Below are 22,802 nucleotides of genomic sequence, written 5' to 3' on the forward strand. Positions count from 1 at the left end.
GCGGGCAGGGACGTGGCGGGTCGCGAGGGGAACGGAGGACCACGGGACGCGCCCGGCTCCCGGGCCGCCGCCGCGCGAGGGCACGGCGAGCCGGGCGGGGCCGGACGACTGTTCGGGGGCGCGAGGCCGGGACGGCGGCCGCCTCGCCTCACCGGCGCCGCGCCGGGCCCGGCGCGCCGCGGGCGAACCGGGGCGCGGGAACTGGCGAGACGGGGAACGGGACGGCCGGCAGGGATGCCGGTTCGCGCAACGCGAGCCGAATTTTAACGGAAGCCCGCCGCGACGCGGCCCATCATCTCGTAACCGTCGTCGAACAGGTGCGAGAAGAACGGCATCAGGTTGGGGATCATCAGCTGCACCAGCAGCAGCCCGACCAGCATCAGCACCGGGAAGCCGACCTGGAAGATGCCGATCTGCGGCGCGGCGCGGTTCAGGATGCCGAGCGCGAGGTTCGAGATCAGCAGCGCGGCCACCACCGGCAGCGCCAGCAAGAGGCCCATCGAGAACACGTTGATGCCGGCGCCGGCCACGATGCGCCAGCCGGCTGCGCGCAGCAGGTTCGCGGAGATCGGCACGATATCGAAGGACTGCACCAGGGCGGCGATCAGCTGCAGGTGGCCGTCGAAGGCGATGAAGGCCAGCATCGCGAAGGCGTTGAGCACGCGGCCCAGCATCGGCGTGTTGCCGCTGTGCGGATCGAAGAAGCTGGCGAAGCCGAGCCCCATCTGCAGGCCGATGTAGTCGCCGGCCGCCTCCACCACCGCGAACACGATCTGCATGGTGAAGCCGAGCGCGGCGCCGATCAGGAACTGGTTGACCAGGATCCAGATGCCCTCGGCCGAGAACACCGTGGCCTGCGGCAGCGGTCCGAGCGCGGGCGCCACCGCGATCGACACCAGGGCCGACACGCCGATCTTCACGCGCGCCGGCACCGAGGCATGGCCGATCAGCGGCGCGGTGGCCACCAGCGCGAGGATCCGCACGAAGGGCCAGAGGAACGCGGTCAGCCAGACGTTCAGTTGCGCGTAGGTGACGGTGAACATCGGCGCGTGGAAGGAGCGGGAATGGCCAAGGGAGCGGGCAGGGCGGCGGACGCGCTCAGCTGGTGCCGAGCGTGGCCACGTGCATCAGGATGTCGCGCATGTAGTCGAGCATGGTCGACAGCATCCAGGGGCCGGCGATCACCATCGTCACCACGATCGCGAGCAGCTTGGGGATGAACGACAGGGTCGACTCGTTGATCTGCGTGGCGGCCTGGAACAGGCTCACCACCAGGCCCACCACCAGCGCCACCAGCAGCAGCGGCGCGGCCAGCAGCAGGCCTATCATCATCGCCTGGTGGCCCAGCGTCATGACGGATTCGGGCGTCATCGCATCGTCCTCAGGTAAAGCTCTGCGCGAGCGAGCCGATCAGCAGTTGCCAGCCGTCCACCAGCACGAACAGCATCAGCTTGAAGGGCAGCGAGATGGTGGTCGGCGAGACCATCATCATCCCCATCGACATCAGCACGCTCGCCACCACCAGGTCGATGATCAGGAACGGGATGAAGATCGTGAAGCCGATCTGGAAGCCGGTCTTCAGCTCGCTGGTCAGGAAGGCCGGCACCAGCAGCGGCAGCGGCACGTCCTCGGGGCCCTGCATCGGCGGCGCCTTGGCGATGCGCGCAAACAGCGCGAGGTCGCTCTCGCGCGTCTGCTTGAGCATGAAGGTCTTGAAGGGCGCCAGGCCCCGCTGCACCGCCTGGTCCATCGGCAGGGTGCCGGCCGAGAACGGCTGGTAGCCGTCGGTGTAGGCGCGGTCCAGCACCGGCGACATCACGAACAGGGTGAGGAACAGCGCCAGGCCCACCAGCACCTGGTTGGGCGGGGTGGTGGTGGTGCCCAGCGCCTGGCGCAGCAGCGACAGCACGATGATGATGCGCGTGAAGCTGGTCATCATCAGCACGATGGCCGGCAGGAACGACAGCATCGTGAGCAGCAGCATGGTCTGCACGCTCAGCGAGTAGGTCGTGCCGCCGTTCGGGCCGGGGCTGGTATTGAAGGCGGGCAGGCCCTGCGCCTGCGCATGGGCCAGCGAGGGCAGCGCGAGAGCGGCCAGCGGCAGCAGCGCGGCCAGCCAGGGCAGCACGCGGCGCAAGCCCGCCAGGGACGGACGCGCGGCCGCGAAGGGGCGAAAGAAGGGGCGAAGCGCGGCGCGCGCGCTCGATCGATACGACATCATCTTCAGGAATCCTTGCGGGAGCGCCCACCCAGCCGCCTGGCGACTTCGCCGCCCAGCGCGCTGCGAAAACGCTCGCCGAACGTGCCGGACAAGGCGGCGTCCTGCTCGGGCGCGGTCGTTGCCGTCGCCGTCGTCGCCGGGCCGCCGGCCACCACGCCGGGCGTGCCGGCCGGCAGCGTGTGCAGCAGCCGTACATTGCCGGGCGCGACGCCCAGCACCAGCCAGGTGTCGCCGACCTCGACCACCGTCGCGCTCTCCTTGCCGCCCACCGCGACGCTGGCCACCACCTTCAGGGTGCCGCCGCGCCGGGCGGGCTGGAAGCCGAGCCGCCGCGCGAGCCAGGCGCAGGCGAACACCAGGCCGATCACCACCGCGAGGCCGAGGATGGTCTGCAGCACCGCGCCGGCGCCCAGCGAGGGCACGGCCGAGCCGACCACGCTGCCCGAGGCATAGGAGGCGGGATGGTTGACGGCGTTCATGTCGGCCGCGCGCGCCAGGGCCGGCGCCAGCAGCGCCGCACCGGCGAGCGTGGCGGCCGCTCCCGCCAGGCGCGCGGCGACGGGCGAGCCGGCCCGCCGCTCGGGCAGGGCGCGAACGGCGGAACGCTTCATCGATTCAGCTTCCGGATCCGTTCGGACGGCGTGATGATGTCGGTCAGGCGGATCCCGAACTTGTCGTTCACCACCACCACTTCGCCCTGCGCGATCAGGCAGCCGTTGACCAGCACGTCCATCGGCTCGCCGGCCAGGCCGTCGAGCTCGACCACCGAACCCTGCGCGAGCTGCAGCAGGTTGCGGATCGCGATCTTGGTGCGGCCCAGTTCGACGGTCATCTTGACGGGGATGTCGAGAATCATGTCGATGTCGTTGTGCGTCGAGTTCGAGGCCGCCTTCGACAGCGGCTGGAACACGCCGGCACCGGTCGCGCCGGAGGCGATCGGCTGCTCGTTCTGCTCGGCGAGCGCGGCAGCCCAGTCGTCCATGGCTTCGTCCGCCGCGTCGGCGCCCGCTTGCTTGCCGTCGGGCGTCGGGTTCAGCTCAGTCATATCCACCTTCCTTCGTCGTATCGCTCGCGCCGATCATGCGGTTCACGCGCAGCGCGTATTGCCCATTGAAAATCCCGTAGCCGCATTCCATCACCGGTACGCCGTCCACCTTGGCGGTCACCGCGTCGCCGATGTCGAGCGGCAGCACGTCGCCCACCCGCAGGTTGAGGATCCGCTCGAAAGTGGTCGGCACCTCGGCCAGGTCGGCCGTCAGCTCGACCTCGGCGGCCTGCACCTGCTGCGACAGCACACGCACCCAGCGGCGGTCGACCTCGAGCGCCTCGCCCTGGATCGGCGAGCTCAGCACGTCGCGGATCGGCTCGATCATCGAGTAGGGCATGCAGATGTGCAGGGTGCCGCCGGTCGGGCCGAACTCGATCGAGAACTGCGTGACGATCACGATCTCGTTGGGCGTGGCGACGTTGGCGAACTGGGTGTGCATCTCCGAGCGCACGTGTTCGAACTGCAGCGGCCGCACGCTCTTCCAGGCCACCGTGTAATGCTCGAACACCATGTGCAGCAGCTTGCTGATGATGCGCATCTCGGTCTGCGTGAAATCGCGGCCCTCGACGCGGGTATGGAAGCGCCCGTCGCCGCCGAACAGGTTGTCGACCACGAAGAACACCAGGTTCGGGTCGAACACGAACAGCGAGGTGCCGCGCAGCGGCTTGACGTGCACCAGGTTCAGGTTGGTCGGGATCGGCAGGTTGCGGGTGAACTCGCTGTACTTCTGCACCTTCACCTGGCTGACCGAGATCTCGGCGGTGCGGCGCATGAAGTTGAAGATGCCGACGCGCAGCAGGCGCGCGAAGCGATCGTTGATGATCTCCAGGCCGGGCATCCGGCCGCGGACGATCCGTTCCTGCGTCGCGAGGTTGTAGGGGCGGACACCCGAGGTATCGACCGGTTCGTCGGTCGAATCGATCTCGCCGGTGACGCCCTTGAGGAGGGCATCGACCTCCTCCTGCGACATGAATTCTTCGTGGCCCATGGCGCTCCCTTGGCGGCTTACTGGACGACGAAATCGGTGAACAGCACCGCGTCGACGCGGGCGCTGCGATTGCCCGGCTGCGTCGGCTGCTCGATCAGGGTGCGCAGCTCGTCGGCCAGCTCGCGCTTGCCGTCGAGCGTGGCGAGATCCTCCGGATGCTTGTTCGACAGCGCCAGCAGGATGCGGCTGCGGATCTCCGGCATGTGCTGGGTCAGGTAGTCCTGGGCGGTCGGATCGGTGAGCTTCAGGGTCAGGCCGATGCGCAGGTAGTGCAGGCCGTCGTCGGACTGCAGGTTCACCGTCATCGACTCGAGCGGGAAGAACACCGGGGTGGCCAGCGACTGCGGTGCGGCATGCGCGGCGGCCGGGCCTTCGTGCCTGAGCAGGAAGTACCAGGCGGCGGCGCCGCCCGCGGCGGCGATGACCAGGCCGATCAGCGCGAACAGCACGATGCGCTTGAATTTGCCGGTGGGCGGGCGTTCGGGTGAAGCGGAGGCGGTCGTGGTGGCCATGAGCTTGCTTACGTGATGACTCGTAGCCTGATTGTCAGCGGACCGACTGTTGCGCGATGGGAAGAACAGAGGGGGGATTTGCGTCCATCTCGCTGGTTTGTCGAATCGGGGAACGCACGCGGCGCGCGGCAAGGGCGGCGGCAGCGGGGAGGCCGGGAGCGTGCCCCAGGCAGGCCCGGCGGGGCTCGCGGCGGTGGCGAGGGCCGCCGCCGGGCGCACGCGATTACGCAGTCGCGACGCCGAAGTGATGATTGTCTCCCGCCGATGTGGAATCGGCGCGACAGGTGCCAGCCCGTCGACCGGCGCCGACGAGGCGATCGCTCCCTAGACGGGCAGGTGCGCCAGCAGGGGCGCGAGCAGCACCATCGCCACGCCGGCGATCATCATCGTCAGGCTCGACACCACGCCTTCCTCGCCGCCGATCTCGCGCGCCTTGGCGGTGCCGACCGCATGCGCGGCCGCGCCGAACAGCGCGCCGCGCGCCAGCCGCGAGCGCAGCGGCAGCACCGCCAGCATCAGCTCGCCGAGCAGCATGCCGCACAGGCCGGTGGCGATCACGAACAGCGCGGTGAGGTCGCGCGGCGCATGCAGGCGGTCCGAGACGGCCAGCGCGAAGGGCGTCGAGATCGAGCGCACCGCGAGGCTGCGCTGCAGCTCGGGCGACAGGTGCAGCAGCCTGGCCAGCAGCAGCGAGCCGCCCACGGCGGCCACGATGCCGACCGTCACGCCCACCGACAGCGACAGCCAGTGGCGGCGGATCAGGTGCCGGTATTCGTGGATCGGCACCGCGAAGGCGATGGTGGCCGGGCCCAGCAGCCACATCAGCCAGCGCGTGTCGTGGAAGTAGACGGCATAGGGGATGCCGCTCAGCGCGATGGCCGCCACCAGCAGCGCCGGCACCATCACCAGCGGCGAGAACAGCAAGCTGGGGCGCTTCGCGTAGAGGCGTTTCGCCGCCAGGTAAAGGGCGATGGTGGCGGCCAGGCAGAGCGCGGACAGCGCGCCGCTGGCCGCGGGCGAAAGCTGGGCGAGGTCGAGGTTCATGGCGCTGTCCTCAGGCCTGGCCGCGGATCGGGATGATCGGCTTGCGCTCTCGCGAGCCGGCTCGCATGGCACGCGAAAGCGCCAGGCGCCGCTCGAAGCGGGCCGCCCGCTCGACCGCCAGCGCCACCGCGCCCATCACCAGCATCGTGCCGAGCACCACCACCAGGGCCAGCCGCCAGCCCTCGGCGCGAAACAGTCCGCCGTACTGGACCGCGGCGACGGTGGCCGGGATGAAGAACAGCAGCATGTCGGTGAGCAGCCAGTTCGCGCCGTCCCTCACCGCGGCCGGGCGGACCCGGCCCGTCATCAGCAGGACCAGCAGCACGGCGAGCCCGACGATGCCGGCCGGCACCGGCAGCCGGCAGATGCGCACCAACTGGTCGGCAATCGTCCACAAGGCCGCCAGGGCGGTGGCCTGCAGCACCACGCGCGCGGCACGCGCCAGCGCCGGCGGCAGGCCCGCCGCCACGGGCTGCGCGGTGTCGGGGGAGGGGGTGGAAGGCGGGGCCAACGGGAGCTCGGACATGATGCGCGGCACGACTTGATCGACAGGACGAGCCGAGTATAGGATCGGCCTTGTCATAAATAAAATGACTTGTTTCCATCGAAACCATTCCCGATCGGAATTCATCATCCCGGGAATCCCTGGCTCATATCGGAGGCCGCATGGAGCTGCGCGCGCTGCGTTATTTCGTCGAGGTGGTCCGCCAGCAGAGCTTCACGGCGGCCGCCGAACAGATGTTCGTGACCCAGCCGACCATCAGCAAGATGGTCAAGGCGCTCGAGGACGAGATCGGCACGCCGCTGCTGCTGCGCGACAGCCGCCAGATGGTGCTGACCGACGCGGGCCGGATCGTGTTCCAGCGCGGCCAGGACGTGCTGGCCGCGCAGGCCCAGCTGCAGGCCGAGCTCGACGACCTGGCCGAGCTCGGTCGCGGCGAGCTCACGATCGGCATCCCGCCGCTGGGCGGCGCCGCCTTCACGCCGGCCATCGCCGCGTTCCGGCAGCGTTATCCGAACATCGAGCTGAAGCTGTTCGAGCAGGGCGCGCGAATGATCGAGGCCGCGCTCGCCTCGGGCGAGCTGGAGCTGGGCGGGGTGCTGGAGCCGGTCGATCCGGCCGTGTTCGAGGTGCTGCGGATGGTGCGCGCGCCGCTTTGGCTGGTGGCGCGGCGCGGCTCGCGCTGGGACCAGGAGGACACGGTGCCGCTCGCCGACCTGGCCGAGGAACCCTTCGTGTTCTACGCCGAGGCGCTGGCGCTGCACCAGGCCGTGCTCGACGCCTGCGCGCAGGCCGGCTTCACGCCCTCGATCGTGAGCCGCAGCGGCCACTGGGACTTCATGGCCGCGCTGGTCCATGCCGGAGTGGGCATCGCGCTGCTGCCGGCGCCGTATTGCCGCCGGCTCGATCCGGCGCGCTTCAGTTGCCGGCCGATCGTCGAGCCCGAGATCGACTGGTCGATCGCGGCGGCCTGGAAGCGGCGCGGCTACCTCTCGCATGCGGCACGGGCCTGGCTGGAGGTGGCGCGTGAGGTAGGCCCGGTCGATACCGACGACGACCTGGCCTTCGACAGCCTGCGCGCCTGGCCGAGCGAGGGCGGGTCGCGCTGAGGGGAGATACCGATCGGTATCGCGTCGATGTCGGGTCGATTGCTGCCGCGACAGGCATATCGAGGGTTTGCGCGAATCCGATCCGCCGGGTGCCGAAACGGAAATGCCCCCTTTCAGGGGGCACGGGAAGGCGTGAAGTACCGGGCGACGCGCGCGACGTTCGCGTCTCAGGTGCCGGCGGGCAGCGGCGCGTTGGCGATGAAGCGCTGCAGCAGCGCCGTCATGGTCTGCAGCTCGTCGGCCGAGAAACCGGCCAACTGCGCATTGAGTTCGCCCGCCATCAACCCCGGCAGCGCGTCGGCCGCCGCGCGGCCCGGCCCGGTCAGCCCGAGCTCGATCACGCGCCGATCCGAGGCGCTGCGGCGCCGCTCCAGCAGGCCTTTCTTCTCCAGCCGGTCGAGCATGCGCGTCATCGATCCGCTGTCGTAGGACAGCCGCCGCGACAGCTCCAGCGGCGTGCCGGCCTCGCCGCGCGCCAGCAGCAGCATCACGCCGATCTGCTGCGCGGTCAGCCCGAGCGGGGCCAGCGCCTGGTCCATGCGCTCGACGAAGGCCTGCCGCGCCCGCGACAGGTAATGGCCGACGCTGGTCTCGAGCTCGATGTTGGCGGGGTCGTAGAGGGGAGCCATCGCGCGGAAGGGAAATCTGTTGTTTCCAGGAGAAAACCGCGCCCAGTATCTTGAAAATTGCTTGCTTGGTCAATATTATTTCAGGCAATCAATCCCGATTCAGACATCCGCGAGCACCATGCCCACCCTTGCCTGATCCGCTACTCCGAGGAAGTTCGTCATGCCGTACCTGATCCAGATCGCCGGCGCCCTGCGCCGCTACGCCCGTCCCCTCTTGGCCCGCTCCCCGCGCGGCTGGAAGCTTGCGTTGATGGTGGCGATGCTGGTTCTGCCGGGCGGCTCGCTGGCGGCACTCGGTTTCGCCTGGATCGACCAGCGGCGCCAGCGCGCCAAGGATGCCGCCGCCACCTCCGACGAGCCGTCCTCGTGGCGGCTCGCGCTTCGTCTGCACCCGCCGCATTGCACGCATTGAGGCTGCCGGCCCGCTACGGCGCCGAGCTTCCCTCATCATCCTCATCCGCTTCAGGCGTCCATTCGTGATGCCGAATCTTCCCGCCTGCTTCCAGGCTGGTTCCCCGTCGTTCCTGATCCAGATCGTTTTTCGGGATGTGAGAGACGCATAGAGTGGCCTGTCCTCGAATCCCGGGAACCGCAATGAAGTATCCCGGCCGGCTCATCGTCCAGTGAAAGCCCTCCACCAACTGCTCCTGGCGCTCGTCTTGACGATCCCGATCTACCTCGGCGTGGCGAATTCGCCGCTGGACGACTGGTTCCAGAGCGGCGCCGGCTGGCGCGCCTTCGAACTGCTGTTCGATGCCATGGCAAGGCTCGGTATCCACGGGGAAGGCGGCATCCTGATCGGCGCCATGCTGGTCGCCAGCCTTGCGATTGCGGCGATGCTGGTTCGGCTCGCCAGCTTTCGGCGCCGTAATCGCCGGTAACCAGCCAACCCGCGCCGGTAACACATCGGCTCGCCGCCACGTCTTAACCTTACGGCTGATCCGATCGTGTTTCCCGCGTTCGTCAGTTACCATTTCGGCCAGGCCGCGCGCAGCCGCGCCGTCGGCCGCATCGTTCGTCGCCCCGCATGCGGGCGTGCCCAGACAGGAATCCAGTCATGCAGCCAGTTCTTCCCTTGCGTGCGCATCACGCGCTGCGCGTCGCGGTGGCAACGGCCGTCGCGGTGCTCGTCGCCGGATGCGCGGTCGGTCCCGACTACCATCGTCCCGAGGTATCGGTGCCGGCCTCCTACAAGGAAGCGCCGGAAGGCTGGAAGGTCGCGCAGCCCGACGATCGCAGCGATCGCGGCCCCTGGTGGGGCATCTACCAGGATCCGCAGCTCGACGACCTGATGAGCAAGCTGAACACGGCGAACCAGACGGTCGCGCAGTTCGCGGCGGCCTATCGCCAGGCCCGCGCGCTGGTGGCCGAGGCGCGCGCCGCGTACTTCCCGACCGTCGGCGTGAGCGCCGGCGGCACGCGCTCGGGCAGCCCGGGCGGCACCGTCCAGGGCTTCAAGACCGGCCGCACCAACAGCACTTCCTACAACGCCGGGCTCGACGCCTCCTGGGAACTCGACCTGTGGGGCAAGGTGAGCCGCAGCGTCAGCTCGCAGAAGGCCGGCGAGCAGGCCGCCGCCGCGGATCTCGCCAATGCGCGCCTGTCCGCCCAGGGCACCCTGGCGCAAACCTACTTCCAGCTGCGCGAGACCGACGCCGCGCAGAAGCTGCTCGACGACACGGTGGCCTCGTTCCAGCGCTCGCTGACGCTGACCCAGAACCAGTACGCGCAGGGCGTGGCCGCGCGCTCGGACGTGATCCAGGCGCAGACGCAGCTGCAATCGGCGCAGGCCTCGGCGATCAACAACGGCATCGCGCGCGCGCAGTACGAGCACGCGATCGCCACCCTGATCGGCGTGCCGGCCTCGAGCTTCTCGCTGGCGCCGATGCCGCTCACCGCCGAGCCGCCGCGCACGCCGGCCGTGGTGCCCTCGGCGATCCTCGAGCGGCGCCCCGACGTGGCCGCCGCCGAGCGCCGCGCGGCCGCCGCCAACGAGCAGATCGGCGTGGCGATCGCCGCCTTCTTCCCGACCCTCACGCTGTCGGCCAGCGGCGGCGTGCAGAGCTCGGCCTGGTCGCAACTGTTCTCGCTGCCCTCGCGGGTCTGGACCGTCGGCCCGCAACTAGCGGCCACGCTGTTCGATGCCGGGCTGCGCTCGGCGCAGACCGAAGCCGCGCGCGCGACCTACGACCAGAACGTGGCCGAGTACCGCGCGGCCGTGCTCAGCGCGTTCCAGGACGTGGAGGACAACCTCGCCTCGCTGCGCATCCTCGAGCAGGAAATCGTGGTGCAGCGGCAGGCTGTCGATTCGGCCCAGCGCGCGCTCGACATCGTCACCAACCAGTACAAGGCCGGCACCGTCGACTACGTGAGCGTGCTGACCGCGCAGACCACCGCCTTCAACGCGGAGCAGCAACTGGTGGTGCTGAACGGCAATCGCATGGTGTCGTCGGTGAACCTGGTGAAGGCGCTGGGCGGCGGCTGGGACGTCTCGCAGATGGACCGCGAGACGGGCTCGGTGGAAGCGCCCGTCGCGGCCTCCTCGCCGTCGGCCGCCTCGGCCGCCGCGGGCACGCCGGTCGCGCAGCGCTGAGGCAAGGACCGGCGGCAACACGAAAAAAGCGCCGACGGCATCACACCGTCGGCGCTTTTGCATTCGGGGCGATCCCGTCGATCGACGGTCAGAAGGTCAGCGACACCGTGCCCGGGCCGATCGGATGGCCGAGCAGGTTCAACAGGCCGGCCAGGTTCTCGCGTTGCGCGTCGTCGGCGCGGGCGGTGCCGGTGAACGACGAAGCATGGCCGGCGAACGTGCCGTGCCCCTCCAGGAACAGCGGCCCCTTGAGCGTCGACAGGTCGAGCGTCGAATTCGCGCCCTGCGCCTGCCAGACCGCGCGATAGGAGCCGAGCGGCTTGACGATCGAGATCCGCGAGCTGACGTCGTTGATGGTCATGGTGAGCTGGCCGAACACGTCCTGGCCGAACAGCCGCCAGTCGCTCCAGCCGATCCGCACGTCGCCCTGCAGGTCGAGCGTGTTGAACGGCGTGCCGAGCCCCACCAGCAGCGAGGCCGGCACGGCCATCGCGCCCGCCGAGACGGTGGCGCCGCGCAGGCTGGCGTTGATGGTGATCGCGTCCGGCATGGCCTGGGTCTGGCGCATCCGCATCTGCACGCGGCCGGTGAACAGCGGCCAGAACGCGGTACGCCATTCGATGCGGCCCGGCAGCAGGGTGGAGGCGCTGCGGTCGCTGCCCGGCGCCAGCAGCAGGGTGGCCGAGCCGTGCCAGAGCGAGCCGTCGGGATCGACCAGGTTGACGTGGCCGCCGGTGGCGCGCGAGAACTGCGGCGTGACCCAGGCCGCCGGCAGCAGCGCGACGATCATCACCAGGCTCGCCAGCGCGCCGACCACCAGCCACGGCAGCGCCGCGCGAACTCTCATCCAGACCGTCATCGGCGTGCGGCCTCCGCCGTGACGGCAGCCATCTTCATGCTGAAGCTCATTTGTTGTTCGCGCTCGAGGGTTGCATGACCACGGTCAGGTCGACCTGACCGTCTTCCTTCAGCGCGGTGGCGTGCGCCTCGGCCACCTGCACCTTGAACTGCTTGCGCACGTCGTCCACCCATTGCGTCCAGGCCGGGAAGGCGGCGTTCTTGAGCTGGATCTGCACGCCGTTGCCGACCACCTGCACCTGCGCGGCCGCGAAGCCGTGATCGGACAGCGAGCTGGTCAGCGCGTCGCGCAGCGCGATGCCGGTGGGCGCCACGCCCTGCGCGGCGGCGGCCAGCGAGCGCGCCTCGTTGGCCTGCTCGGTCATCTGCGCGAGCTGCAGGCGCATGCCCGGCAGCGCGGTGGCGATCTTCTCGCTGTTCTCGGCGGCCGGCGACCACAGCACCGAATACAGCACCACCGCCACCAGCAGGGCGCCGCCCCAGCCCAGCAGCAGCTTCTCGCGCGAATTGCGCTCGTCCCAGAACTGGGTGAGGGTTTCGGTCAGTTCCGCCTTCATGATCCGCTCCGGATGGTCCATTTGCCCGTGCTGCTGTCGATCTCGCCCGACAGGCCGTTACGCGCCAGGCGCGCGCCGAAGTCGGGATCGACCTTGATGGCGGGCTTGAAGCCGACGTCGAGCCGGCGGTCGTGATAGTCGAGCGAGGCGATGCCGTTGGCCGGCAGCGGCCCGAGCGAGCGGGCCACGCCGCTGGCCAGCGCGAGGAAGTCGTTGGGCGAGAGCTCGCCGGCGGCCACCCGCAGTTGGTCGATCTGGCGCGTCATCTGGGCGGGCGGATCGAGCACCGTGGTGGTCTTGGGGAAGGCCGTCAGCAGCGTCTCGGTAATCTGCGCCGAAATCGCGTCGCGCTCGCGCGCCAGGCGCCACCAGTGAATGTTGATGCCGACCACCGCCACCAGCAGGGTGATCACCGCCAGCGCGGCCGGCAGCTTCAGGCGCGTGAGCGTGGCACGGTCGAAGCGCCAGGGCACGATCTCGAAATCGAACTGGCAGAGGTTGAAGCGCGTCTCGAGCGCGCGGCGGGCGAACATGTCGAAGGGCAGCGGCGTGGTGCCGGGAATCGCGTCGGGCTCGGCGGGCGGCGTGATCGAGGCGAGTTGCGGCTCGGCACCGGGCGCGCCGAGCTGGTACAGCTCGAACGGGCCGCCCGCGGTCAGCGCGGCCAGCGTCGAGCCGGCCGAGGCGGCCGGCGCGGTGAGGCCCTCGCCGAGCGCGCCGCGGGCGATCGCCAGTTCCACGCGCGGCGCGGTCGCGATCGACAGCGCCTCGTCCACCGGCATCGATTCGATGCGCGCCATGATGGCGGCGACGATCGGTGCGCGCGGCGCCTCGCCATCGCTCACTTCCGGCGTGTCCTCGGGCGAGATCACGGCGGCCTCGCTGAGGCCCGCGCCGTCCTCGCCGGCCAGCGCCGCCTCGGCGGCGGGCGCGAGCGTGGCGCCGGCCGGCTGCGGCAGGCAACGCATCGCCGGCACCGCGCGGATCGCGCGATGGCCGGCGGTGGTGAAGGCCTCGATGGCGAAGCGGAACCACTCGCGATCGATCACCGCCAGCACGCGCCGGCCGTCGGGCAGCGCGACCGGGTCGACGGCGATATGGCAGGCCTGCGCGTCCTGGATCACGTAATCCTCGACGATGTTCGGCAGCGCCTGGCGCAGCTTCGGCCCCTTCACGGCGGGCACCGCGGCGGCCAGCAGCAGCAGGTCGCGCGCGGCCACCACCAGCACCGTGGAGGCGGCTTGCGGCAGAGTGGCCAGCGAGCTGCGTCCGGCGCGCTGGGTGTGGCCGCTCTTGTCGACGAGCGCGAACGACAGTTCGGGCCATTGCCACTCGGCCAGCGGCACGGCCGGTTCGCGCGGCGGCAAAACAACAATCAACGTGCTCAAGAGCTCCTCTCCCGGATGGCGTTGTTATAGCTGATCGGAAACCCGGACCACGCGCGTGGTGTGCGTGGTGGGGTCACGATACACGAGCGAGGTGCGGTCGATTTCCGCGCGCCCGTGCTCAATATGACCGTGAACGATGAAATAACTGGACGTCACGTCGATCTGGGTCGGGTCCAGCAGCGTGTTCGGCACACCGGTGGCCTGCAGCGCGAGCTGCGCATCGCCGACGTTGCGGAAGAACACGTTCTCGCGGCGCGCCACCAGCGTCTGCGCGGAGGACACCGAGAGCCCCGGCAGCAGCGCGGCGATCACCTCGGCGCGCGCGGTATTGAGGTTGACCGGCGTGGTGGACGGCAGCACCGTCACGAAGGGCCGCAGCTTCTCGACGATCTCGGGCGTCACGCCGTTGACGTCGAGCAGCGAGTCGACGCTGGTCGGGATCAGCGGCGAGGCGCCCGCGCCGGCGTCGGTGCTGTCGCCGTTGTCGAAGCCCGGGTCGGGATTGCCGGAGTTCAGCGTGCTGTCGCCCTGCGGCGCGACCACCGGCGCGTTGCCGGTGCCGGGCGGGTTGGCGTTCTGGAAGCGCGTCGCCGAATAGCGCAGGCCGGCGCGGATCTGTTTGGCGACGCGCACCGCCAGGGTCGAGTCGATCGACAGCGACACCAGCAGGCGCTTGAAGACGGCGACCGAGGAGGCATTGATCTGCAGCACGCCCGGCGCCGGCGAGGACACCAGGTTGCGCAGGTTGAAGCGCGATTGGGCATCCTCGATATCGCCGGACAGGTAGGTGTCGTCGTCGCCCGAGACATCGGTCACGCCGATCTTGCCGAGGAAGTCGGACAGCCTGGTCTTGGCGATCGGCACCGCCCAGATGCCGCCGAGATAGGTCACGCCGGGGGCCGTGTCGCCCTCGGAGCGCAGGATCATGCGGGTCCAGTCGAGCGCGCCGCGCGCCACCCATTGCGCCTGCATCAGGAGGCGCTGGTTCTCGATGCGGCGGATCTGCACCTCCTGGCGCCACAGCATGCCCGACACCAGGATCGCGGTGAGCGCCACCACCAGCAGCGCGCTGATGATCGCCACGCCGCGCGAATGCGCGCGCGAGGCCGGCGCCCGCGCGACGCGGCGCCGGCGGACGCGAGACAGGCAAGGGGAGACGGAAAAGGGCGCGCGCATCGTCATTCTCCGACCAGGAACACGCGCTTGATCGGCACGCGCAGCGAGGTCGCGCCGATGCCGACCTCGAGCCCCGTGACCGAGCGCTCGGGCGGCCCGTTGCCGACGATCGGCTGCTTGAGCGCGTCGTTGTTCTTGGCGAGCGCGTCGTCGGCGGTCGGCATGTTGATGGTCCAGCCGACCTTCGGCACGTAGACGCGCGCCGTGATCGCGCCCACGCCGCGCATCAGCGGCACCGAGCTCCAGCCGTCCACGCCGCCGTCGGCCAGCATGCTGCGCAGCACGCGCGCGTCGGAGACCGGCGGCGAGGCGTAACGCACCACGCGCCCGGAGCTGATCAGGTAGCGCACGATCTGGATGCGCGGCGCGCCGCCCGGCGTATCGAAGCGGCGCACGATCTGCAGCGTGTTGCCGACCACGCGCACCGGCGGCTGGCCGGCCTCGTCGTCGCTGACGGCGCGGCGCGCGTCGATGCGCATCTGGTCGAACATCTGCGCGAAGGTGCGCTCGTCCTCCATCACCGCCTCGACGTGATTGCGCCCGCGGATCACCTGGTCGAGCCCGCGCCAGGACAGCAGCGCGAGCACGGCCAGGATGGTGATCGCGATCAGCATCTCGATCAGCGTGAAGCCGCGCGAATCGCGTGACGCGCGCGGGCCGCCCGGGCGGCGGCGCTCAGAGCGAGCGATTGGTTTCATTGGCGACCACCGTGACCATCTGCGCGAGCACGCTGGCCTCGCCTGTCTTGCGTACCGAGATCTCGACGCGACGGAACACCGGGTTCGGCGTGGTTTTCACCTTCTGCGTGCAGGTCAGCGCGAGGTTGCCCTGCGAGCAGTCGAACTCCTCCTCGCCGACCTCGGGCCAGGCGTGCGCGAGGCGCAGCTGGCCGAGCGCGTTGTCGGCGCTCCAGCTCGCCAGCAGGCGATCGTTGAGCGCGCCGGAATTGCTGGCCAGCGTGCCGACCGCGCGGATCGAGGCGGCCAGCGCGACCGCGATGATCGCCAGCGCGACCAGCACCTCGATCATGGTGAAGCCGCGCGCGCGGCGCCGCGGCGAAGGCGGGGCCCCGCGCGATGGACGGAACGGGGTGGACATGGTCAGCGCACCTCGTAGCGGCCGTTGCCGGTGCCGACGATCGTCGCGCTGCCGACCGCGGAATAGAGCGTGATGCGCACCGGGGTGTCGACCGGCTCGGTGCCGAACACGATGCGATGCACTTCGGTGTCGGAGCCGGGATAGTCGATGGTCGCGCCGGTCACACCGCCGTCCCAGTTGCGCGGCCGGAACAGGTCGTCGCGCAGCGGGCGCCAGCCGTCCTCGCCGCGCACGTCGAAACGGAAGCCGTTGTCGGTGGGCTGCCAGGCGATCGGCCGCGCGCGCACCTGCGCCTCGTCGCCGGCGCTCTCGAGCAGCAGCGCCACGCGCTGGGCTTCCTCGCGCAGGTCGGTGCGCGGATTGCGATGCATGGTCAGCGTGGCCGCCGACACGAGGATCCCCGCGATCACGAGCACGACGAGCATCTCGAGCAACGTGAAGCCACGCATCCGCCGGGGCGGGAAACGCAGCGAGGTCGTGCCGGTGGTTCGCATGTCAAACGAAACTGACCAAGAGGGAAGGGACGGGCGGTGCGATCCGATGCGCCGGGCTTACTGCCAGGAACCGATGTCGGCGTCGTTGTTCTCGCCGCCTTCCTTGGCGTCGGCGCCGTAGCTGAACACGTCGATCTCGCCGTGCACGCCCGGGTTCAGGTACTTGTACGGGTTGCCCCAGGGATCGTTGGGCAGGCGCTCGAGGTAGCCGCCGTCCTTCCAGTTGTTCGGCACCGGATCGGTGGTGGGCTTGGCGATCAGCGATTGCAGGCCCTGCTCCTGGGTCGGATAGCGGCCGTTGTCGAGGCGGTAGAGCTTGAGCGCCTGCATGATGGTGCCGATATCCTGCTTGGCGGCCACGCGCCGTGCCTCGTCCGGGCGGCTCATGATCTTCGGCACGATCAGCGCGGCCAGGATGCCGAGGATCGCGATCACGACCATGATTTCGATCAGCGTGAAGCCGCGTTGGCGACGGCCTGCCGGCGAGCGGCGATTGATCCACGTTTGCATGAGTGAAACCTCTCTTTCAAAAACAGTAGTCAACATTGAATGGCGCCCGCGGGGCACGTCGCCCGCGCAGCGAAGCCGCATTGTAAGGCGGCCTCCGCTGCGGGCTTTCACTCAACGCAAATTTCATATTCATCCGTACAATAGCCCGCATGAACGCGCTCTCGATCCGGATCCTATCCCTCGCCCTCTTCGCGGCCTTGTGCGCGACGGCCACCTACTGGGCCATCACGCTCTCGGCGCATCAGGCCCCGCTACCCGCCGCCGCCGCGCGCGCTCCCTTGCGCACGGAGGACGCTGCCGCGCTGTTCGGCGGGCAGCTCACGCACAACCCCGTGGAGGACATCCACCTGTTCGGCATCCTCGCGCTGCGCCAGGGCGCCGCCGCGATCGTCGGCATCGGCGGCGATCCGGCCCGCACCATCACGCTGGGCGGCGACATCTCCCAGGGCACCAAGCTCGCCGAGGTCCGCGCCCGCTCGATCGTGATCGACCGCAACGGCGCGCATGCCGAGATCTTCCTGCCGGCCAACACGCCCGGCCCCGCCATCTACGTGCGCTGAGCCGTTCCTTCCCATAACGCTCATCGCCGACGTTCATTCCGGCAACGGGTCGCGATCGCGGCCCGTTTCGCCTTGCATCCCTTACTGCACCATGTTGTTCAGCTCGATGATCGGCAGCATCACGGCCAGCACGATCACCAGCACGATACCGCCCATCGCCAGGATCAGGAGCGGCTCGAGCAGGCTGGTCATGAACATGGTGCGGCGCTCGAGTTCGCGCGCCTCACCCTCGGCGGCGCGGTCGAGCATGGTGGTGACGTCGCCGGTGGCCTCGCCCGAGCGGATCAGGTGCACCAGCACCGGCGGGAAGGTCTTCACGTGGTTGAGCGCGCGCGACAGCGAGGTGCCCTCGCGCACGCGCACGATCGCGTCGTCGATATTGCCGCTCATGGCGCGGTTCGAGAGCGTCTCGCCGGCCGCCTGCAGCGCGCGCAGGATCGGCACGCCGGCCGCGGTCAGGATCGCCAGCGTGCTGGCGAAGCGCACCGTGTTGTAGCCGCGCACCAGCTTGCCGGCCAGCGGCGCGCCCAGCAGCCAGCGATCGAAGGCCAGCCGCGGGCCGGCGCGCGAGAGCGTGGTCTTGACGATCCAGGCCAGCACCACCACGCCGATCAGCATCGCCCACCACCAGTGCCGCACGAAGTCCGACAGCGCCATCATCACGATGGTCAGGAAGGGCAGTTGCTGCTTGGTGCTGGCGAACACGTTCACCACCTGCGGCACCACGTAGCTGAGCAGGAAGGTGACGATGCCGAACGCGATCAGCGTGACGATGCCCGGATAGGTGAAGGCGAGCACGATCTTCTGCTTGAGCGCGTTGCGCTGCTCGATGTAGTCGGCCAGGCGCGACAGCACGATGCCGAGCTTGCCGGTGTGCTCGCCGGCCGATACCAGGGCGCGGTAGATCTCGGGGAAGTCGCGCGGATGCTCGGCCAGCGCGCTGGCCAGCGAATGGCCGCCCAGCACCTCGGCGCGGATCGCCGCCATCAGCTCGCGAATGTAGTCGCGCTCGGCCTGCTCGGTGAGCACCGCCAGCGATTCGCCGAGCGGCAGCCCGGCGGTCAAGAGGCTGGCGAGCTGGCGCGTGAGGATAGCCTGCTCGCGCTGCGAGAGCTTGCGGCCGATCGACAGGCGCTGCTTGCGCTGGCCGCGCGAGCGGCTCGCGGCCGGCTCGACCACCAGCGGCGTGAGACCCTGGCCGCGCAACTGGCCGCGCGCGGCGCGCGCGCTGTCGGCCTCGATCACGCCCTTCTGGGGGCGGCCGCCGGAATCGATCGCTTCGAAACGGAATGCCGGCATCGCGCTACGCGCCTCCCGTCACGCGCAGCACTTCCTCTAGCGAGGTGTTGCCCTGCGCGAGCCAGCGCTCGGCGTCGTCGCGCAGCGTGCGCATGCCGTTCGAGCGGCCCGAGGCGAGGATTTCCGAATCGGGCGCGTTGCGGTGGACCAGCGAGCGGATCGCGTCGTCGATCACCAGCAGTTCATAGACACCGCGCCGGCCCGTGTAGCCCGAATGGCCGCACTTCTCGCAGCCCACCGGGTGATAGATCACGCGGCCTTCCTCCTCGCGCGGTTCCTTGCAATGCGGGCAGAGCTGGCGCACCAGCCGCTGCGCCAGCACGCCGAGCAGCGAGGAAGCCAGCAGGTAGGGCTCCACGCCCATGTCGGTCAGGCGCGTGACGGCCGAGGCGGCGTCGTTGGTGTGCAGGGTGGCCAGCACCAGGTGGCCCGTCAGCGAGGCCTGCACGGCGATCTGCGCGGTTTCCAGATCGCGGATTTCACCGATCATGATCACGTCCGGATCCTGGCGCAGGATCGAGCGCAGCGCGCGCGCGAAGCTCATGCCGATCCGCTCGTTCACCTGCGTCTGGCCGATGCCGGACAGGTCGTATTCGATCGGATCCTCGACCGTCATGATGTTGGTGGTGGCCGTCTCCAGCCGCGACATCGCCGCGTAGAGCGTGGTGGTCTTGCCCGAGCCGGTCGGGCCGGTGACCAGCACGATGCCGTGCGGGCGGCCGATCAGCTTGTCAAACTGCACCAGCGTGTCGCGGCCCATGCCGAGCGCCTCGAGGTTCAGGCGCTGCGCATCCTTTTCCAGCAGACGCAGCACCGCGCGCTCGCCGTGGCCGGTGGGCAGCGTCGAGACCCGCACGTCCACCGGGCGGCCGCCCACGCGCAGCGTGATGCGGCCATCCTGCGGCAGGCGTTTCTCGGCGATGTCGAGCTGCGCCATGATCTTGATCCGCGAGATCAGCGCGCCGTGCAGGGCCTTCTTGGGCCGCACCACGTCGCGCAGCGTGCCGTCGACGCGAAAGCGCACCACCGAGGCGTTCTCGAAGGGCTCGATGTGGATGTCGGAAGCCTGCTCGCGCGCGGCCTGGGTGAGCAGGGCGTTGATCATGCGGATGATCGGCGCGTCGTCCTCCGATTCCAGCAGGTCCTCGACTTCCGGGATGTCCTGCATCAGCCGCGACAGGTCGACCTCGCCTTCCACCTCGCCGACCACCTGCGCCGCGCTGCCGTCCTGGCGCGCATAGGCGGTGTTGATGGCCTGCGCGAGCTCGTCGGCCGGCAGCCGGCGAGCGCTCAACGCGCCGAAGTTGCGTGCCACCTCGGCCAGCGCGGCGTCGGTGGTGCGATCGCTGATCCAGACCTCGATCGCCTCGCCGTCCTGCTGCGCGACCAGGATCTGGCCGGCCTTGGCGAAGCCGTAGGGCAGCAGGCGAGCAGCGATCGCCGACGGCCCCTCGCTGGTCGCTGCATCGCGCACGGGCTCGTTCACGGCTGCGCTCCGGGCTGGCTGGTCAGGCCAGGCGTCGGCACCGGCGTGGTGACGGCGGGCGCGGGCATCGGCGCGGGGTTCACCGTCGGCGTGGCCACCGCGGGAGCCGGCACGTTGGTCGGTGCGCGGCCGGGCGCGGCCGGATAACCGGGGGTGCGCGTCATGCGATCCAGGTCGAACAGGTTCGCGGCCGGTGCCCCGCCCTGGCTCGGGCCGAGCGGCATCGGCGGCGTGACCGGGTCGTCCTTGTCGCGGATCAGGTTGTTGTCGGACTTGTACGCGCCCTGCACGCCCTGGATGTAGTCGTAGCGATTCGCGGTGACGGCCTGGGTGGTGGCCTCGTCGCTGAGGATCACCGGGCGCAGGAACACCATCAGGTTGGTCTTCGAGCGTTGCTTGGCTTCCGAGCGGAACAGCTGGCCGATCCAGGGGATGTCGCCGAGCAGCGGCACCTTGTTGTTGCCGACCTGGTAATTGTCCTGCATCAGGCCGCCGAGCACGATGATCTCGCCGTTGTCGCACAGCACGGTCGACTGGATCGAGCGCTTGTTGAAGGTCGGCACGCCGACCTGGCTCGAACTGCTGCCGCTGCTCGTCGCGCTCGGCACCACCGAGGAATCCTCGGTGTAGATCTGCAGCTTCAGGATGCCGCCTTCGGTGATCTGCGGCTTGACGTGCAGGGTCAGGCCGACGTCCTGGCGATCGAAGGTGTTGAAGGCGTTGCTGTTGCTGCCGCTGGTGAGGTTCGCGTAGGAACCGGTGGCGATCGGCACGTTCTGGCCGACCACGATCCGCGCTTCCTCGTTGTCGAGCGTGACCAGGTTCGGCGTGGACAGGATGTTGGCGTCGTTCGAGCCCGAGAATGCCTGCAGCAGGGCGCCCAGGCCCGTGATGCCGAACATGTTCTTGAGCCAGCCGATGTTCAGGCCCGGCGACAGCGTAGCGGCCGCGGCCGCCGCGGAATTGACGCCATTCGGCAGCGAGGTGGTGGCCGCTGTCGCGGTCAGGTTCGTGATGGTGTTGCCGACGCCGTTGATGCCGCTGCCCAGCGAACTGCCCGCGTACAGCGCGTTGTTCGCCACCTGCCACTGAATGCCCAGGTTGGCCGAGGTGCTCGAGTTCAGCTCGACGATCAGCGCCTCGATATAGACCTGCGCGCGACGCTCGTCGAGCTGGTCGATCACGGCGCGCAGGTTGCGGTAGACCGGGTCCGAGGCGGTGATGATCAGCGAGTTGGTGGCCGAATCGGCCTGGATCATGCCGCCGGGCTGGTTGTCGTCGTTGCCGTTCTTGTTGCTGGAGAAATCGTCGCTCTTGCCGCCGCTGCCGCTGCCGTAACCGGTGCTCGAGCCCGAGCCCGACGAGGAGGACAGCGAGGACGAGCCGGAAGGCAGGGGCGCGGTGCCGGCCGTGCCGGTCGAGAAGTTGCTGCCGCCGCCGGAGCCGCCGCCCTGGTTGAACGAGTTCGCGTCGTTCGAGGAAGCCGAGCCGCCGCTGTCGCCCTTGCCGAGCATGCCGCGCAGCGTCTTGGCCAGCTTCACCGCGTCGGCGTTGCGCAGCCGCACCACGTGCATGTTGCCGGGCACCGCGCTGGGCGCGTCGAGCTGCGCCAGCAGGCGCCGCGCCGAGGCCAGGCGCGAGGCGTTCGAGGCGCGCAGCAGGATCGAGTTGGTGCGCGGGTCGGCCGATACGTTGACCTTCAGCGTCGCGTCGGTATTGCCTATCGAGCCCGGGTCGAGCAGCTTGCCGAGCTGGCTGGCGATGTCGATCGCGTTGGCGTTCTTGAGCGGCACCACCACCACCTGGGTGCCGGCCGCGTTGTCGACGCCGGCGATGATCTGCGCGATGCGACGCACGTTGTCGGCGTAGTCGGTGACCACCAGCGTGTTGTTGGCCGGGTAGGCGGTGACGGTGTTGTTCGGCGAGATCAGCGGACGCAGCACCGGCAGCAGGTTGTTGGCCGATTCGTTGTGCAGCTCGAACACCTGGGTGACGATCTGGTCACCGGTGGCGCGCGGGGTGTTGCCCACGTAGGTGGGCACGCCCTGCAGCTTGGCGTCGGCCTCGGGCACCACCTTCAGGACGCCGTGGTCCTGCAGCAGCGAGAAACCCTGCATGCGCAGCGCCGATTGCAGGGTCTTGAGCGCCTGGTCCTCGGGCACCGACTTCTCGGATACCAGGTTGAGCTGGCCCTTCACGCGCGGATCGACAATGATGGTCTTGCCCGTCGCCGCACCGATGGCCTTGGCGACCTGGTCGATGTCGGCATTGACGAAATTGAGCGTCACCTGGGCCTGCGCGAGGCCGATCTGCGAGGCGACGATTCCGGCGACGACGAGCGCTTTTGCAGCGCGCCGCATAGCAAAACGAGTGGTTGTCATGAGGGTGGGTAATCGATGCCGGGTAAGGCCGTATCCGACGATAGAGCGTGATTGCACTTAGCAAAAAACGGACATTAGCAGCTTTTCGTGTCCGAAATATCACATCGGACCGAGAGCGTTCTCACTTTTTTCAACAAAGCCGCCAGGCCCGATCGCGGCGCCATTTCGTTCGCAAGATTTCGCAAGATTTCGGAATGAAAACCAAGGAAAACCGGGCGACCGAAGCGGGGAACCACGCGCATCGGACGGTGGCACAAGGCGGCGAGGCCCCGGTATGATACGGGCGGCGCGCTAGCGGCGCGCAATTTCCGTGTTGGGGGTTTTCCCACCCCGAACTCCCGTATTTGCT

At 69.4% G+C, this 22,802-nt stretch carries 26 protein-coding genes; 5 read left to right on the forward strand and 21 right to left on the reverse strand.

Annotation, left to right across the window (positions count from 1 at the left end):
• Window positions 1-263: 263 nt before the first annotated feature.
• From fliR to BM43_RS23845, 9 genes are all read right to left on the reverse strand, one after another.
• Window positions 264-1,043, reverse strand: coding sequence for a flagellar biosynthetic protein FliR (gene fliR / locus BM43_RS23805; RefSeq protein WP_036048734.1), 780 nt, complete (start codon window positions 1,041-1,043; stop codon window positions 264-266).
• Window positions 1,044-1,098: 55 nt separating this feature from the next.
• A complete protein-coding gene (fliQ, locus tag BM43_RS23810; RefSeq protein WP_013696110.1) occupies window positions 1,099-1,371 on the reverse strand; it encodes a flagellar biosynthesis protein FliQ in 273 nt (90 codons plus the stop codon).
• Window positions 1,372-1,381: 10 nt separating this feature from the next.
• Window positions 1,382-2,221, reverse strand: coding sequence for a flagellar type III secretion system pore protein FliP (gene fliP, locus BM43_RS23815; RefSeq protein ID WP_088555425.1), 840 nt, complete (start codon window positions 2,219-2,221; stop codon window positions 1,382-1,384).
• Window positions 2,222-2,223: 2 nt separating this feature from the next.
• Window positions 2,224-2,832, reverse strand: a complete 609-nt coding sequence (fliO, locus tag BM43_RS23820; RefSeq protein ID WP_036035183.1) for a flagellar biosynthetic protein FliO — start codon at window positions 2,830-2,832, stop codon at window positions 2,224-2,226.
• Window positions 2,829-3,266: a flagellar motor switch protein FliN gene (fliN, locus tag BM43_RS23825; RefSeq protein WP_025097291.1), complete on the reverse strand. Its 438-nt coding sequence runs from the start codon at window positions 3,264-3,266 to the stop codon at window positions 2,829-2,831. Before fliN ends, fliO begins: the two co-directional genes overlap by 4 nt.
• Window positions 3,259-4,257 (reverse strand): flagellar motor switch protein FliM, encoded by a 999-nt coding sequence (gene fliM, locus BM43_RS23830; protein WP_025097292.1) that lies wholly within the window; start codon window positions 4,255-4,257, stop codon window positions 3,259-3,261. The genes fliN and fliM overlap by 8 nt, the downstream gene beginning before the upstream one ends.
• A 17-nt stretch (window positions 4,258-4,274) precedes the next feature.
• Complete coding sequence (fliL, locus tag BM43_RS23835) at window positions 4,275-4,769, reverse strand: flagellar basal body-associated protein FliL (RefSeq protein WP_036035189.1); 495 nt, start codon at window positions 4,767-4,769, stop codon at window positions 4,275-4,277.
• Between the two features lie 324 nt (window positions 4,770-5,093).
• Window positions 5,094-5,813 carry an LrgB family protein gene (locus BM43_RS23840; protein ID WP_036048732.1) on the reverse strand — a complete coding sequence of 240 codons (720 nt, stop codon included), beginning with the start codon at window positions 5,811-5,813 and terminating at the stop codon, window positions 5,094-5,096.
• A 10-nt stretch (window positions 5,814-5,823) separates the two neighbouring features.
• The gene (locus BM43_RS23845) at window positions 5,824-6,339 is read right to left on the reverse strand and encodes a CidA/LrgA family protein (RefSeq protein ID WP_036052918.1); all 516 of its coding nucleotides are present in this window, start codon (window positions 6,337-6,339) and stop codon (window positions 5,824-5,826) included.
• 140 nt (window positions 6,340-6,479) lie between these two features.
• Between BM43_RS23845 and BM43_RS23850 the strand changes: the two genes are divergently transcribed.
• Window positions 6,480-7,424 (forward strand): LysR family transcriptional regulator, encoded by a 945-nt coding sequence (locus BM43_RS23850; protein ID WP_036048730.1) that lies wholly within the window; start codon window positions 6,480-6,482, stop codon window positions 7,422-7,424.
• 167 nt (window positions 7,425-7,591) lie between these two features.
• Here the strand turns inward: BM43_RS23850 and BM43_RS23855 are convergent, their stop codons facing one another.
• The gene (locus BM43_RS23855; protein WP_013696119.1) at window positions 7,592-8,053 is read right to left on the reverse strand and encodes a MarR family winged helix-turn-helix transcriptional regulator; all 462 of its coding nucleotides are present in this window, start codon (window positions 8,051-8,053) and stop codon (window positions 7,592-7,594) included.
• A 160-nt stretch (window positions 8,054-8,213) separates the two neighbouring features.
• On the opposite strand from BM43_RS23855, the gene BM43_RS23860 reads away from it, so the two are divergent.
• From BM43_RS23860 to BM43_RS23870, 3 genes are all read left to right on the forward strand, one after another.
• A complete protein-coding gene (locus BM43_RS23860) occupies window positions 8,214-8,465 on the forward strand; it encodes a hypothetical protein (protein ID WP_013696120.1) in 252 nt (83 codons plus the stop codon).
• 247 nt (window positions 8,466-8,712) lie between these two features.
• A complete protein-coding gene (locus BM43_RS23865) occupies window positions 8,713-8,934 on the forward strand; it encodes a hypothetical protein (protein WP_226284807.1) in 222 nt (73 codons plus the stop codon).
• Between the two features lie 176 nt (window positions 8,935-9,110).
• Complete coding sequence (locus BM43_RS23870; RefSeq protein WP_036048727.1) at window positions 9,111-10,646, forward strand: efflux transporter outer membrane subunit; 1,536 nt, start codon at window positions 9,111-9,113, stop codon at window positions 10,644-10,646.
• 88 nt (window positions 10,647-10,734) lie between these two features.
• Here BM43_RS23870 and gspN read toward each other — a convergent pair whose 3' ends face one another.
• Genes gspN through gspG form a run of 8 tightly spaced genes read right to left on the reverse strand, consistent with a single transcriptional unit; the run spans window position 10,735 to window position 16,727 of the window.
• Window positions 10,735-11,505, reverse strand: coding sequence for a type II secretion system protein N (gene gspN, locus BM43_RS23875; protein ID WP_036048726.1), 771 nt, complete (start codon window positions 11,503-11,505; stop codon window positions 10,735-10,737).
• A gap of 46 nt (window positions 11,506-11,551) precedes the next feature.
• Window positions 11,552-12,061, reverse strand: coding sequence for a type II secretion system protein GspM (gspM, locus tag BM43_RS23880; RefSeq protein ID WP_013696124.1), 510 nt, complete (start codon window positions 12,059-12,061; stop codon window positions 11,552-11,554).
• Complete coding sequence (gene gspL / locus BM43_RS23885; RefSeq protein WP_036048724.1) at window positions 12,058-13,449, reverse strand: type II secretion system protein GspL; 1,392 nt, start codon at window positions 13,447-13,449, stop codon at window positions 12,058-12,060. Before gspL ends, gspM begins: the two co-directional genes overlap by 4 nt.
• A 24-nt stretch (window positions 13,450-13,473) precedes the next feature.
• Window positions 13,474-14,631: a type II secretion system minor pseudopilin GspK gene (gspK, locus tag BM43_RS23890; RefSeq protein ID WP_036048722.1), complete on the reverse strand. Its 1,158-nt coding sequence runs from the start codon at window positions 14,629-14,631 to the stop codon at window positions 13,474-13,476.
• Window positions 14,628-15,323 (reverse strand): PulJ/GspJ family protein, encoded by a 696-nt coding sequence (locus tag BM43_RS23895; RefSeq protein WP_036048720.1) that lies wholly within the window; start codon window positions 15,321-15,323, stop codon window positions 14,628-14,630. Before BM43_RS23895 ends, gspK begins: the two co-directional genes overlap by 4 nt.
• A complete protein-coding gene (gene gspI / locus BM43_RS23900; RefSeq protein ID WP_013696128.1) occupies window positions 15,301-15,723 on the reverse strand; it encodes a type II secretion system minor pseudopilin GspI in 423 nt (140 codons plus the stop codon). Before gspI ends, BM43_RS23895 begins: the two co-directional genes overlap by 23 nt.
• A 2-nt stretch (window positions 15,724-15,725) precedes the next feature.
• The gene (locus BM43_RS23905) at window positions 15,726-16,217 is read right to left on the reverse strand and encodes a GspH/FimT family pseudopilin (RefSeq protein WP_013696129.1); all 492 of its coding nucleotides are present in this window, start codon (window positions 16,215-16,217) and stop codon (window positions 15,726-15,728) included.
• A 57-nt stretch (window positions 16,218-16,274) separates the two neighbouring features.
• Entirely contained in the window at window positions 16,275-16,727 is a 453-nt protein-coding gene (gene gspG, locus BM43_RS23910; protein ID WP_013696130.1) for a type II secretion system major pseudopilin GspG, read from the reverse strand.
• Window positions 16,728-16,876: 149 nt separating this feature from the next.
• Here gspG and BM43_RS23915 point away from each other — a divergent pair, with 149 nt between their 5' ends.
• Window positions 16,877-17,287: a general secretion pathway protein GspC gene (locus BM43_RS23915; protein ID WP_013696131.1), complete on the forward strand. Its 411-nt coding sequence runs from the start codon at window positions 16,877-16,879 to the stop codon at window positions 17,285-17,287.
• An 81-nt stretch (window positions 17,288-17,368) separates the two neighbouring features.
• On the opposite strand, the gene gspF is transcribed toward BM43_RS23915, so the two are convergent.
• The 3 genes from gspF to gspD are packed head-to-tail and all read right to left on the reverse strand — an operon-like array spanning window position 17,369 to window position 22,432.
• Window positions 17,369-18,586 carry a type II secretion system inner membrane protein GspF gene (gene gspF, locus BM43_RS23920; protein ID WP_013696132.1) on the reverse strand — a complete coding sequence of 406 codons (1,218 nt, stop codon included), beginning with the start codon at window positions 18,584-18,586 and terminating at the stop codon, window positions 17,369-17,371.
• Window positions 18,587-18,590: 4 nt separating this feature from the next.
• Entirely contained in the window at window positions 18,591-20,072 is a 1,482-nt protein-coding gene (gene gspE / locus BM43_RS23925; RefSeq protein WP_013696133.1) for a type II secretion system ATPase GspE, read from the reverse strand.
• On the reverse strand, window positions 20,069-22,432 hold the full coding sequence (gene gspD / locus BM43_RS23930) for a type II secretion system secretin GspD (protein WP_036048718.1): 2,364 nt from the start codon (window positions 22,430-22,432) through the stop codon (window positions 20,069-20,071). The genes gspE and gspD overlap by 4 nt, the downstream gene beginning before the upstream one ends.
• Window positions 22,433-22,802 lie beyond the last annotated feature (370 nt).

The organism is Burkholderia gladioli (genome assembly GCF_000959725.1).
GTDB lineage: Bacteria > Pseudomonadota > Gammaproteobacteria > Burkholderiales > Burkholderiaceae > Burkholderia > Burkholderia gladioli.

Coding starts and splice junctions, on each gene's coding strand:
- BM43_RS23870 (WP_036048727.1), top strand. CDS start 9,111: ATGCAGCCAGTTCTTCCCTTGCGTGCGCATCACGCGCTGCGCGTCGCG.
- BM43_RS23850 (WP_036048730.1), top strand. CDS start 6,480: ATGGAGCTGCGCGCGCTGCGTTATTTCGTCGAGGTGGTCCGCCAGCAG.
- fliO (WP_036035183.1), bottom strand. CDS start 2,832: ATGAAGCGTTCCGCCGTTCGCGCCCTGCCCGAGCGGCGGGCCGGCTCG.
- BM43_RS23855 (WP_013696119.1), bottom strand. CDS start 8,053: ATGGCTCCCCTCTACGACCCCGCCAACATCGAGCTCGAGACCAGCGTC.
- fliL (WP_036035189.1), bottom strand. CDS start 4,769: ATGGCCACCACGACCGCCTCCGCTTCACCCGAACGCCCGCCCACCGGC.
- BM43_RS23905 (WP_013696129.1), bottom strand. CDS start 16,217: ATGCGAACCACCGGCACGACCTCGCTGCGTTTCCCGCCCCGGCGGATG.
- gspK (WP_036048722.1), bottom strand. CDS start 14,631: ATGACGATGCGCGCGCCCTTTTCCGTCTCCCCTTGCCTGTCTCGCGTC.
- fliR (WP_036048734.1), bottom strand. CDS start 1,043: ATGTTCACCGTCACCTACGCGCAACTGAACGTCTGGCTGACCGCGTTC.
- gspI (WP_013696128.1), bottom strand. CDS start 15,723: ATGTCCACCCCGTTCCGTCCATCGCGCGGGGCCCCGCCTTCGCCGCGG.
- fliQ (WP_013696110.1), bottom strand. CDS start 1,371: ATGACGCCCGAATCCGTCATGACGCTGGGCCACCAGGCGATGATGATA.
- gspN (WP_036048726.1), bottom strand. CDS start 11,505: ATGACGGTCTGGATGAGAGTTCGCGCGGCGCTGCCGTGGCTGGTGGTC.
- fliM (WP_025097292.1), bottom strand. CDS start 4,257: ATGGGCCACGAAGAATTCATGTCGCAGGAGGAGGTCGATGCCCTCCTC.
- gspD (WP_036048718.1), bottom strand. CDS start 22,432: ATGCGGCGCGCTGCAAAAGCGCTCGTCGTCGCCGGAATCGTCGCCTCG.
- fliP (WP_088555425.1), bottom strand. CDS start 2,221: ATGATGTCGTATCGATCGAGCGCGCGCGCCGCGCTTCGCCCCTTCTTT.
- BM43_RS23840 (WP_036048732.1), bottom strand. CDS start 5,813: ATGAACCTCGACCTCGCCCAGCTTTCGCCCGCGGCCAGCGGCGCGCTG.
- fliN (WP_025097291.1), bottom strand. CDS start 3,266: ATGACTGAGCTGAACCCGACGCCCGACGGCAAGCAAGCGGGCGCCGAC.
- gspM (WP_013696124.1), bottom strand. CDS start 12,061: ATGAAGGCGGAACTGACCGAAACCCTCACCCAGTTCTGGGACGAGCGC.
- BM43_RS23915 (WP_013696131.1), top strand. CDS start 16,877: ATGAACGCGCTCTCGATCCGGATCCTATCCCTCGCCCTCTTCGCGGCC.
- BM43_RS23860 (WP_013696120.1), top strand. CDS start 8,214: ATGCCGTACCTGATCCAGATCGCCGGCGCCCTGCGCCGCTACGCCCGT.
- BM43_RS23845 (WP_036052918.1), bottom strand. CDS start 6,339: ATGTCCGAGCTCCCGTTGGCCCCGCCTTCCACCCCCTCCCCCGACACC.
- BM43_RS23895 (WP_036048720.1), bottom strand. CDS start 15,323: ATGAAACCAATCGCTCGCTCTGAGCGCCGCCGCCCGGGCGGCCCGCGC.
- gspF (WP_013696132.1), bottom strand. CDS start 18,586: ATGCCGGCATTCCGTTTCGAAGCGATCGATTCCGGCGGCCGCCCCCAG.
- gspG (WP_013696130.1), bottom strand. CDS start 16,727: ATGCAAACGTGGATCAATCGCCGCTCGCCGGCAGGCCGTCGCCAACGC.